General features: G+C 42.2%; 9 protein-coding genes and 1 pseudogene. 8 read left to right on the forward strand and 2 right to left on the reverse strand.

The genetic code is table 11. From position 1 onward, the window contains the following. The first annotated feature begins 135 nt into the window (after window positions 1-135). Window positions 136-1,518: an NAD(P)-binding domain-containing protein gene (locus ACP7AE_RS11180; protein ID WP_426243114.1), complete on the forward strand. Its 1,383-nt coding sequence runs from the start codon at window positions 136-138 to the stop codon at window positions 1,516-1,518. 134 nt (window positions 1,519-1,652) lie between these two features. On the opposite strand, the gene ACP7AE_RS11185 is transcribed toward ACP7AE_RS11180, so the two are convergent. Next, window positions 1,653-2,255, reverse strand: coding sequence for a LysE/ArgO family amino acid transporter (locus tag ACP7AE_RS11185; RefSeq protein ID WP_201539543.1), 603 nt, complete (start codon window positions 2,253-2,255; stop codon window positions 1,653-1,655). A gap of 167 nt (window positions 2,256-2,422) precedes the next feature. On the opposite strand from ACP7AE_RS11185, the gene ACP7AE_RS11190 reads away from it, so the two are divergent. From ACP7AE_RS11190 to ACP7AE_RS11200, 3 genes are all read left to right on the forward strand, one after another. After that, entirely contained in the window at window positions 2,423-3,166 is a 744-nt protein-coding gene (locus tag ACP7AE_RS11190) for a hypothetical protein (protein WP_201539544.1), read from the forward strand. 239 nt (window positions 3,167-3,405) lie between these two features. Further along, the gene (locus tag ACP7AE_RS11195) at window positions 3,406-4,089 is read left to right on the forward strand and encodes a hypothetical protein (protein ID WP_426243116.1); all 684 of its coding nucleotides are present in this window, start codon (window positions 3,406-3,408) and stop codon (window positions 4,087-4,089) included. A gap of 40 nt (window positions 4,090-4,129) precedes the next feature. After that, a complete protein-coding gene (locus ACP7AE_RS11200; protein WP_426243118.1) occupies window positions 4,130-4,687 on the forward strand; it encodes a hypothetical protein in 558 nt (185 codons plus the stop codon). A gap of 211 nt (window positions 4,688-4,898) precedes the next feature. Here the strand turns inward: ACP7AE_RS11200 and rluB are convergent, their stop codons facing one another. Beyond that, window positions 4,899-5,846, reverse strand: coding sequence for a 23S rRNA pseudouridine(2605) synthase RluB (gene rluB, locus ACP7AE_RS11205; protein ID WP_426243120.1), 948 nt, complete (start codon window positions 5,844-5,846; stop codon window positions 4,899-4,901). Between the two features lie 589 nt (window positions 5,847-6,435). Between rluB and ACP7AE_RS11210 the strand changes: the two genes are divergently transcribed. The 4 genes and pseudogenes from ACP7AE_RS11210 (at window position 6,436) to ACP7AE_RS11225 (ending at window position 12,367) form a co-directional block, all read left to right on the forward strand. Further along, window positions 6,436-7,536, forward strand: coding sequence for a polysaccharide biosynthesis/export family protein (locus tag ACP7AE_RS11210; RefSeq protein WP_426243122.1), 1,101 nt, complete (start codon window positions 6,436-6,438; stop codon window positions 7,534-7,536). A gap of 9 nt (window positions 7,537-7,545) precedes the next feature. Next, window positions 7,546-8,022 (forward strand): low molecular weight protein-tyrosine-phosphatase, encoded by a 477-nt coding sequence (locus tag ACP7AE_RS11215; RefSeq protein WP_201539548.1) that lies wholly within the window; start codon window positions 7,546-7,548, stop codon window positions 8,020-8,022. 31 nt (window positions 8,023-8,053) lie between these two features. After that, a complete protein-coding gene (locus ACP7AE_RS11220) occupies window positions 8,054-10,315 on the forward strand; it encodes a polysaccharide biosynthesis tyrosine autokinase (RefSeq protein ID WP_426243124.1) in 2,262 nt (753 codons plus the stop codon). Between the two features lie 349 nt (window positions 10,316-10,664). Beyond that, window positions 10,665-12,367: pseudogene (locus ACP7AE_RS11225) on the forward strand (polysaccharide biosynthesis protein). Window positions 12,368-12,401: the final 34 nt, after the last annotated feature.

Consider the following 12,401-nt stretch of genomic DNA (forward strand, 5'->3'; position numbering starts at 1 on the left):
ATTCGGTTAGAAGTAATATTTGGAGAATAGTCATGTCTTAAGCTATGGCTAATTAATCACCAAAAGTATTCGAAAAAACACCATTCATAAAAATATGTTACAGTGGACAGACAACTATTATCATAGGAGTTAGTCTTGAGTAATAAAAGAATTGCTATTTTAGGTGCAGGTCCAAGTGGTTTAGCACAATTACGCGCTTTCGAAGCGGCTCGATTGGCTGGTGAAACAGACTTACCTGAGATAGTTTGTTATGAAAAACAAAATGCCATCGGCGGTATGTGGAACTATAGCTGGCGTACAGGTTTAGACAGAAACGGTGAACCTGTTCACGGTAGCATGTACCGTTATCTGTGGTCGAATGGCCCAAAAGAGTGCTTAGAGTTTGCCGACTATTCGTTTGACGAGCATTTTGGTGAAGCGATCCCCTCATACCCACCGCGTGAAGTCCTAAAAGACTATATTATGGGGCGTATCGATAAACAAGATATCCAAAAATACATCCGCTTTGAATGCCCAGTACGTTGGGTGTCATTTGATGATGACACACAAAAATTCACCGTGACGGTGATGAATCATAAAACCAACGAGCAAGAAGTGGAAGAGTTTGATTATGTGGTCGTGGCGACGGGTCATTTCTCCACGCCCAACATGCCTTACTTTGAAGGTTTAGAAGCTTTCCCTGGTCGCATTCTGCACGCGCATGATTTTCGTGACGCCTTAGAATTCAAAGACGAAGATATTTTGCTCATCGGCAGTAGTTATTCAGCCGAAGACATTGGCACGCAGTGTTATAAGTATGGTACCAAATCAGTCACTATCAGCTATCGCACGCAAGCGCTTGGCTATGATTGGCCAGAGGGTATCAAAGAAGTGCCTTTGGTCACCCATTTTGAAGAAGATGTGGCGCATTTTGCCGATGGTAGCAGCCAAAAATTTGATGCCATTATTATGTGTACTGGTTATCTGTTTCATTTCCCCTTTATGCCCGATGAGTTACGTCTGCAAACGCATAACTGCTTATATCCAGCCAACTTGTACAAAGGGATTTTCTGGCAGCCAAACCCAAAGCTCATTTATTTAGGTATGCAGGATCAGTATTTCACCTTTAATATGTTTGACGCTCAAGCATGGTATGCACGTGATGTGATGATGGGCGATATCGAATTGCCTGAATTGGTACACCGTGAAGCAGATGAGAAAAAGTGGTTGGCAACTTACGCGAAGTGTGTGACGGTCAGCGATTCAATCGACTTTCAAGCCGCTTATATTCGTGATTTAACCAACGCGACCGATTATCCAGAATTTGCTGTTGAAAAACAGGGTGAAATCTTAAAAGAGTGGCAAAAAGACAAAGCCGATAATATCATGACCTTTAGAGAAAAGGCGTATCGCTCTACGTTAACAGGCACGCTATCGCCTGAGTTGCCAGAGCCTTGGTTGGACGTCCTTGATGACTCGCTTGAGCATTTTTTGAACTTAACCTTCGTTAAGCCTAAAAAGCGTAAAAAAGTATCGTAAATAGTAAAAGTTTCAGATTTCAAAAAGCCAAACGCATTTATACAAGGTGTTTGGCTTTTTTTGTACTTATACTTATATTTAGGAGCTGTGTTAACGGTTTAGCCTATCACCTATTTTTGCCTTTATCGCTGTTTTTAACTTCGGTACAGATGCCACGCCAAATACAACATGAGTATCCCTACCAAAGCATCGAGTATATTCCACGCTTTTGGTTTGGCAAATAATGGTTTGAGTAATCGCGCCCCATAACCTAACGCAAAAAAGAAAAAGAATGAGGCGCTGACTGCACCGACTGCAAATGCCAGCTTACTACTAGCACCCGTTGAAACCATGCCAACGAGTACCAATGTATCTAAGTAGACGTGTGGGTTGAGCCAAGTAAAGCCAAAACATAATAGCAGGGCTTTTTTTAAGCTGGTGACGACTTGTCCCTCGACGGTGAGTGCATGTGTGACGCGCACACTGGCATATAAGCTCTGCAATCCATAGCCTAGCAAGAATATGACGCCAGCGAATTTTGCGATATTGACCACTTGCGGATATTGCGCCGTGACTGCGCCAAAACCGCCAACGCCAGCAGAGATTAACAGCGCATCACTGACTGCGCAAAATAAGCAGACAAAAAATATGTGCTCACGTTTGAGCCCTTGTTTGAGTACAAAGGCGTTTTGTGAGCCAATCGCGATGATGAGCGATAGCCCAAGTAAGAATCCAGAGGTGTAGTCAGTCGCATTCATAATAGTGTGCTTAGCAGGGGGCGGATGAGAGGTGTTGACATTTTGCTTACTGGCAGCGCGGTAAAAAGCTGTTAAGATACGCTATTGGATAAATCTATGCAATACGAGCGCAATAAGCGTGCACGGGACGAGGGGCAAGGTAGGTCATGGTGGTAAGTCTGACAAGAATGCTAAAGTCATTTGGGCAAGCTCAAGATGACCTGCCAACGCTAGCAGCCAAAAATGCTCAGGAGATGGCTATCAGTCAAGATATAGAGGTGACTGATAATAATAGTAAAAACAATGATAAAAACGATCAAGCTGTCAGTCAGCGTTCTGTACTGACGCCGCCTGAGCGCAGCGAACGTATTTGTGATGCTTTGGCGCAAGTGAGTGATATCAGAACGCCGACACCATTGACTGATCGCTACCTGTCCAATCGCGCTCAGATGCGCCCGACCAATAGACCACCTTTTGACCCCGATACTTTATGGTATCTCAAACATGGACGCTGCCCGATTATGACTGAGCTTGTTGATGTGGTCGATGAAGCCACCCTAAACGCCATGCCCATCGAGGCGGTTGCGATACTAGACCGTATCAATGGTAAGTTAAAACGCTATCGTGAGTGGAGCAGTGAGCTCAATGAGCAGCAACAACAGCAGCATAATGAACGCCAATTTGTCATCGATAAGCTGGTGTCAGAGAGCATTCCAGAAGCCCTACATCATTACGAGCAATTACAGCGTTTTAGCCCGCACCGTACCAAAAACAGTATGGTGCAAGGAAAAATGACGGCAGGTGACATGCTGACGGATTTGTTTTTAGAGATTGATTATGAGCTTGATGAATTGTTAGATGAGCTGCATCAAACGGTGATGAATCGTTTGGCTTCAACGCACCGTTATGTCAAAAGCCGGACAAAAAGTTAATTACTAATAGATAATGGCTGTTAATTGGCATTATAAAATTAACATAATTCAGAGCTGTGATTGAATTGGGGACACGCCCTAACACGGTTTTCACACAAGCGACGCAATGCATAACAATATAGGGCTTTAATAGAGCCTTATTTTTTTGTTTAATAATAACTATCTATCTTATTTAAAATAATAAGAAATTTACCAAGCCATTTAGCCAAGCCATTTTATTCAACAATTAGGATACTCTAATGACTCAAGTTACTGCGATGTTTGTCATGTTCATTTTATATGGAGTGTTACCAGTAGCTGGGTTATATCTGGGGTACCGTGGTATCAAAAAAATGACTGCGCCTAAAATGCTTGAGTACAAAGCGATGCCGCAATTGGGTTATATCCCAGAAAAAAGCTTGCCTGTTGAAGTCAAAACAGCACTCGACCAAATCAATGAAAAAGGGGAGAAGCTGCGGGTCATTTATGGCGATACCAATAATGATGGCAAGATAGACGATAAAGACACGGTCAATGAAACCTACATTATGATTCAAAATTTAATGGACAGACATGTGCCACTTGCTGTAACTGACTATCGCCGCTTGCACGACTTAGATGTGGGGGATGGCGCGCGCGCTGACACGACCAAAATTAAGCACTCTAATGTGACTGGAAAAGAAGCGCTATTAGATGTATTACGTACCATTAATACTCAGTTTGATGATTTACTGAATGCCTCTTATCATCAAGATGGTCAAAAGCTGCTCGCGACCAACCGCTATCTACAAAAACGCTTTAATAATCCTGCTGCTACGACAGATATGCAAAAGCTCGATAGCAATGTTAGTAGTGTCAATAGTGCTAATATAGAAATTAAAGCGATTGAAAATCCAACTGGCGCAACTGGTAAGAATGTGAGTGCTGAGAATATTAAATTGTAAAGGCAAAGTGGTTTGATTAAACGATGAAGAGTAAGGGTATATGAGCATCTTAATAGGCATTGGCATTGTAACGACCGTCACCACCTTTTATTTGGGTAAAAAAGGCTGGCATGCGCTGCACAAAGCGGTTGGTATTTCGCCAGGTGTACTCACTTATCAGGATTATGATGCACCGTTGTCATTGTCCAAACTTAGTTGGCAGCAACTAAATTTACATAAAAAACACCTGAAAAATTTGTCAGAGCCACAGCTGCGCCAATTAAAACGTATCGATGAAAAAGTAACCCGCTATCAAGCGTATCAAAAGTCACTACAAGCTCAGCATAAAAAGCCTGCCGTAACCGAGCAACAGTTTTTATTGAATAAGATGTTGCACACTAGGCTGCCTGAAATGCTTGCCAGTCATCATCATCTAGCGAATATTAATATAAGCGCTGACAATGCAGATAATGAAAAAAAGGCGGAAGCCAATCAGTTATTACAGCAGGTATTTAATAATATTGAGCAGCGTCTAGATAGATTATTAGAACAAATGGAAAGTCAGCAATTGCAAGAGCTACGAGTAATGAAGAATTATATTAATAGCCACGATAGCTAAATATAAGTCGTCAGGTTGACAACGACTCTTTGTAAAACTTATATAAAAAAGCTGCCAATGATGAATAATCATTGGCAGCTTTTTTGTGGTCTACTTTAAAACGATACCATTCACAAAAATTAGAGTAGCAAGGAAAACAAGTGCAAGTACTACATATTGTAGACTAAACGAGTTTGACACAGCTAATCGTATTTTTTGGGTTTGGTATCACTTAACGCTTGTCGTTGCGGTCACGAGTATTGCGCGTACCACGGCTGGCAGGGCTAGCACTGCTTTTAGGCTTCGCGCTGCTATTGCGAGTGTCGCTACCACTGCGGCTATCGCTACGACTGTCAGTAGCACGACGCGCTTTAAGCGGCTTGCTTCTGATACGCTCTTGCTTCTCTTTCGCTGCGCCATGCAGACCCGTACCATAACGAGGACGTAAGCTCACTAGATCGGTCAAGGTGTTGATGTCTTTTCTGTCGAGTTCTAAGAAACGACCAGTACGTAGCTCTTTTGGTAGAGCAATCGTACCGTAACGCGTGCGTAGTAGACGGCTTACTTTCAGGCCTTGTGATTCAAACAAACGACGTACTTCGCGATTACGACCTTCTTTTAGTTGGACGTGATACCACTTGTTGACGCCTTCACCACCGCCTTCTTTGATATCTTCAAACTTTGCAATGCCATCTTCTAGCATAACGCCAGCCGTTAATGCACGTGCAATTTCAGGCGTGACTTCACCCAATACACGGACTGCATATTCACGAGTCACTTCGCCAGACGGATGCATCAAGCGATGCGCCATCTCACCATCATTGGTAAACAATAATAGCCCAGTTGAATTGATGTCCAAGCGACCAACCATCACCCAGCGATCATGAGTCAGTTTTGGTAAACGCTCAAAAACGGTTGGACGGCCTTCTGGATCTTTAGCAGAGCAGACTTCGCCTTCAGGTTTGTAGTAAGCGATAACACGGCGACGCTTCTCGTTTTCAGAGGTGTATTTAATCTGACGACCGTCAACGCGAATCTCATCGCCTTGTTCGACGCGATCACCAATGGTCGCAGGTCCGTTATTAACAGTAACACGCCCTGATTTTATGACTTCTTCCATTTGACGGCGTGAGCCAAGACCCATACGGGCGAGGGCTTTCTGTAATTTTTCATCTTTCATAATCATGTCCTTGAGTCGGTGGGTTTACATTTCTCAATGTAAAAAATGGGATTGACTATTCTACGCTATTTTGATGACTTTAGCACGCAAACCAGTATCTACAAAAGGTATCAATTTATCGTTTTACATTAATAAAAGAAAGTTTGCTAAATTAAAAGAGATTTCTAAAATAAAAGTTGATTAGGTTGTTATAAAAGTAAGATATTTGCACACAAATGCTTATATTTGTTTTTTAATAAAACAGTGGTTTCTTTGAATGTTATTAAGATCAGTTAAGCAGCATAACCAATACCAAATTTCTATTTTCGGCAGCATGAACCCTAAAAAATACTGCTAACACCTTTTAATATGTCCTCCTATTTAGATTTTTCTGTCTTCTTGTTTTTATCGATATGAGCTATACGCCTTTTTTGAAAAGGGTTTACCTAAAATAAATTAACTAAGAAAACTGTTCTTACATCAATGTTTATAAATATTGCGTTATGTATAGTTTAGGTGTATATTCAATAAATACATCCTTTTTTATGAATATATTGGCAGCAGCAAGGCACTTATTTTTGATTCACGAATATAAATATGAGTAACTGTTATGGTTTATAAATATTTCATTTCTGTACAAAAGCGCTCCTTAATACCGAGTGCGTCTTGCTTATTGCTGACAGTATTGCTCAGCAGTTGCACCATAAATTCAGGACTTCAGTCTGGAAAATTACCCGAGTCAGGGACATTCACTGCAGAAAACGGTCTACAATTCTATATTCAACCTTTGAGTTTGGCTAATCTACCACCTAAAGAAGCCGTCATCCTTGATCGAGATTTATATCATTTAGTAAAAACATCTGGGCGTGTCAGCTATGGCATTGCTAAAGGGGATGTTCTCAATATTATCCTGACCAGTTATCCAGATATTAATGCCTCAACGTCTAGTTTGACCGTTGACCAGCAAGGGTTTATACAATTCCCCTTAATAGGGAGAGTCAAAGCCAGTGGTCTCAGTGTGCCGCAGTTCACTGCCACTTTGCAAAGCAAGCTCCAACGCTATCTCAAATACTCAGATCCTCAGGTCAAAATCATCAACTACCGTGGTAGTAAGTTTTTCGTGGATGGTGAGGTCAAGCAGTCTGGTGAGTTTGTTATCGCAGATGTGCCCATCTCAGTATATGGCGCTATTTCTATGGCGGGTGGTACGACTGATACGGGTGATACGGGTGATTCAAACCATATCGTATTAAACCGTCAAGGCAAAAGTTACAAGCTCGGTATCCAATCATTAAATCAAATGGGGCTGTCTGCCAATCAAATATACTTACAAGACGGCGATGCTATTCATGTCAATAGCCAAAGCCGCAATAAGGTCTATGTATTGGGAGAATTTGGCAAAATTGAGCCCGTTGCTATTCCTGAGCAAGGGCTGAGCCTAGCGCATGTACTAGGTGAGTCAAATGGGTTGAATTCTAATACGGCCAACGCCGCCAAAGTATATATCGTTCGGGATAATTCAAAGTATCAATATACCAATATTTATTATGTCGACATGCAGAGCATCACAAGCTTTGCCTTGGCCAGTCGTTTTGACATGCAAGCCAATGACATTCTTTATGTTGATCCAACTGGCTTGGCGCGCTGGAATCGTATTATTAGCGCCATACTGCCTTCAACATCAGCAATCAATGTGATTTCAGGGATATAGGAGTCAGTCATGGGAGCGTTTGATCAGGTCTTGGTCGTTTGTGTTGGCAATATATGCCGCAGCCCGATGGCCGCTGCCATATTAACGGCATATTACCCAGAAAAGCACATTGACTCTGCTGGTTTGTCAGCGCTCGTAGGTCACGCAGCTGATGCCAAAGCGGTTGCATTGATGGCCACTCATAATATAGACATCAGTGCTCATATCGCCAAGCAAATTGATGAAGCATTAGTCAGTCAGTCAGATTTAATTTTGACGATGACAACCAGCCAAACCAAATGGATTGAAAATCAGTGGCCGCACTGTCGCGGAAAAACCTTTCGAATAGGGCATTGGCTTGATAAAGATATTGCTGACCCTTATCAGCAGGATGACTCAGCATTTGAGAAGAGTAGACAAGATATTATCGCTAGTCTTGAACAATGGACTGACAAGATTAGCGACGCGCCATCGATTAGAGCGTTGAAGTTCAGCGAATGCTATTAAACGATCAACATTGAGCGATGAGTATATGGTTATGAATAATATGGATTCAAAAGACCTATCAACGTCTACGGGCGAAAAAAACAATGACGACATCGATTTAATGGCGCTGGTTTTAGTATTGTTACGCGGTTGGAAAATCATTGCTCTCATGGCGATATTGGGGCTTTTACTAGGGCTTTTGTATACCCGCTATGTGAATCCCATCTATAAATCAGATGCGCTGATACAGATTGAAGAAAATACTCAAGGAATAGAGGCACTTGGCGCGAGTATCTCAGATTTGGTCGGTGCAGAAGTCAGCAAAGCGGAGACAGAAGCAGAGCTGATACGATCACGTATGATATTGGAGCCAGTGGTTGAGCTATTGCACCTGCGCATTAAACTAACAGATCCCAATATTGGTCATCTTGATAGAATAAAAAGCAATCGTACTTACACGCAATTAAACACACCGGATGATGTGTCACTTGATACCGAAAATGGCATAGTGAAAGTCCGCCAATTTGATGTATCACCAGCGTACTTAAACCAACCTTTCACACTAACAAAATCTGCTACAGGGTTTGTTTTGAGCAATGGGTTTGATGAATTCAAAGGTCAGCTTGGTCAGGCGCATCAGTTCAAAGGGTTGGACGGTCAGATTAATATCACTGTCACAGAGTTACCTGCTGATGGTTACCCAATTAATATTAGTAAGCAGACGATAAAGGCTGCGACTGACGCTATCAACGGCGCCTTATCCGTTGAAGAAAAAGGTCAAAAAACGGGGATCATTCAGCTGTCGATGACGGGTCCCAACCAAGAGCAAATCACGACTATACTCAATCAGATCGTCCGATCTTACGTCGATCAAAATCAATCTCGCGGTTCTGAAGAAACGACTAAAACACTTGCCTTTATGGAAACGCAGATCCCTCTATTAAAAGAAAAATTAGAGACTTCTGAGGCACTGTTTAATGACTTTCGTAAAAAATATGGCACGATTGATGTGGGTAAAGAAGCCGAGTTGTTATTGAATGAGAAGTCCCGCATCGATGAGCAGCTCAATGAGCTTAAACTCAAAAAAGCAGACCTAACCACTTATTATACCGAAGAACATCCACTGGTCATCCAAATTAATGAACAGCTCAAAGTGCTCAATAATAGAACAAGAGAGATAGATAATACCATTGCAGGTCTACCTGAAATACAGCGAGAGTTTCTAAAGCTATCAGAAGATACGGCAATCAATCGAGAAATCTATCTGACGCTGCTCAAAAATTATGAGCAACTTAAAATCGTCAAGGCTGGTCAAATCGGCTATGCCCGTATTATCGATTCACCGACCAGTACCTTTAATGCCATTGCACCAAATAAACTACAAATCCTGATGCTGACCACATTGATAGGCATGATGTTTGGGGTGATGCTGGTGCTCTTGAAGAACCTTGTTAGAAATGTCGTAAAAGATCCAGAGCATTTAGAGGTCAAAACGGGCATCCCTGTCATTGCAACGATTCCACGCTCACCCTTACTGTCGAGGTTGAGTAAAAAGAAGAATACCACCCCTCGCATTCTCGCTCATGTTGATCACAGTAGTTTGAGTTATGAGGCGATCAAAAGTTTAAGAACCAATTTGATGTTTGGTATGCCAATGGGGACAGCGATCGGGCAGCCCGCGCAAGTCATATTGATTACTGGGGAGAGCCCTGGTGTGGGCAAGTCGTTTATCGCTGCCAATTTATCAGAGGTATTTGCCCAGCTCAACAAAAAAGTCTTGGTCATCGATGGTGACATGCGCTTAGGTGAGCTGCATAAAATGTTTAATATGAGCCAACATGATGGTCTTGCCGATTATTTGTTGCAGGATAAAAAGCATTTTTCTCCGATTGATGGTACTCAATCAGATAGTGAGGTTCCTAGCTTAGGGGTCGAAAGCTTTATTCATCCCACTGGTATGGAGTTGATTGATTTCATACCGCGCGGACGGCAGCCGCATAATCCTACCTCTTTATTGATGGGCGAAAAATTCAATCATTTGATGGCAGAATTAAAGACTCAATACGATTATATTGTCATCGACTCACCCCCGATATTGGCGGCGTCAGATGCTATGGTACTTGCGCAACATGCAGACAAAGTACTCATCGTTACGAAGTTTAATCATTCAATAGAGGGGCAACTGGTTTATGCGATCAAGCAAATGAATAAAGCCAATGTACAAGTAGATGGCATTATTCTCAATGATGTACAGCAGGGTCTTATGGATAAATATAGCTACCATTATCATTATGCCTATGGAGATAACCGCTAGTTTGCGTGGTTGTCGCTCATAAGCAAACCAACTTAATTGGGTGGATATTATGTTTATAAAAACAGAGTCAAACAATGCTTATCAATCGTCCAGTGGTTTTAATCAATGGTCGAAGCGTGTGGCTCTGTATTTATTGTCATTACCACGCCTGACTAAAAGCACCCTCTTATTTAGTATAGATTTTGCCATGTCGATCTTTTGCCTATTATTGGCATTAATGCTACGACAAGGCTATGTGGCCTCTCATATCAGTCTTGCAGCATTGGTCTTTTATGCATTCGTGCCGGTTGCTAGCTTATATCTTATTGGTTTTTATCGCAGCGCCTCTCGAGGGTTTTTTGATGCAGTGATGGGTCGTGTGCTGCAACTGTTTTTTTTACTTATTATTGTTTATCAAGTCATCATTTATTTGAGTCCATCAGCGACGATACCGCGCTCAGCCCCCGTTATATTTTTATTTTTATTTTTTATTTGGCTGTGGAATAGTAGGCTCATGATCCGCGCGTTACTGAAACGTCTACAGGGTACAGGTCAAAGCCGTCGTCCAGATGTCTGTTGTGACAACGTGATTATCTATGGTGCAGGAGAAGCTGGTCGAGAGTTGCTAGAAAGTTTGAGGCATTCTTATCAGTACAATGTGGTGGCATATATCGATGATGATCCGCAGCTTACTGGGGCTTATTTACATGGCAAACAAATATATGCGGCTCACGCGCTTCCGTGGTTGATAGAAAAACTCAATGTGGCGCAGGTGATTTTAGCCATGCCCTCTATGAGCCGTGCTCGTAAAAAACAGATTATGGACAGTCTGTCAGGTATCTCCGTTAAGATAAAAGACTTGCCAAGCTTACGTGAGCTTGCTGATGAGATAGTAACCGTCAGTCATATACGACCCGTTGACATACTAGATGTGCTCGAACGAGAAACGGTCGAACCTGTTGCGGAGTTGCTACAAAAAAACATCACGGGCAAAAACGTTCTCGTTACCGGGGCAGGTGGTTCAATAGGTAGTGAGCTTTGTCGGCAAATCATCAAAAATAAACCTAAATGCTTAGTGCTATATGAACAGTCTGAGTATGCTTTATACACCATAGATCAAGAACTTGGTAATCTAAAAACAGCGAATGCTGATTATCAAAATATTGAGATTGTTAGCATTATCGGCAGTGTCAGTAACGAAAAAAATTAATCAATATATTCGAAAAAAACCATATAAAAACGATTTATCACGCTGCAGCCTATAAGCATGTGCCTATTGTTGAGTCCAATCCCTTTGAGGGCACCATCAATAATACCAAAGGCACCTACCATTGTGCCCGTGCTGCGATACAGGCTCGCGTTGAGACTTTTGTGCTGATTTCTACTGACAAAGCTGTGCGACCTACCAATGTCATGGGGGCGTCCAAACGCTTGGCTGAGCTGGTCTGCCAAGGATTGAGCCAAAGTAATAGTCAGACTTGTTTTAGCATGGTGCGTTTTGGCAATGTTTTAGGGTCATCAGGCTCTGTGGTGCCGTTATTTACCAAACAGATTGAGCAAGGCGGTCCGATCACCATCACCCATCCAGACATCACGCGCTATTTTATGACGATTCCAGAAGCGGCCAGTTTGGTTATTCAGGCAGGTGCGATGGCATTCGGTGGTGAAGTGTTTGTGCTTGATATGGGCGCGCCCGTCAAAATTGTTGATCTGGCAAAACGTATGATTCGTTTGACAGGTTGTGAGCTAAAAGATGATAGCAATCCCAATGGCGATATCGAAATCGTATTTACTGGCTTGAGACCGGGTGAAAAGCTCTACGAGGAGTTAATCATTGGTGAAGACAATATCGAACCTACTTTTCATCCATTGATTATGCAAGCAATGGAGCACAGCTTTCCTTTACAAGATATCGAAAATATTTTATTTGAATTTGCAGAAAAAGCAAAGCAGCAGGATGTGGTCTGGCTGAAAACACAGTTTAAGTTTTTTGTCGAAGGTTACCGAGAAGGATCTGATAAAGATGTCGAGGTAGAGAAAGTAGATACCACACTGACCAATGAAATGGGTTAATAGAGAGAGGCGCGCTGTCATAAATTCCTTATAA

This window comes from Psychrobacter sp. TWP2-1-2 (genome assembly GCF_049896785.1).
GTDB lineage: Bacteria > Pseudomonadota > Gammaproteobacteria > Pseudomonadales > Moraxellaceae > Psychrobacter.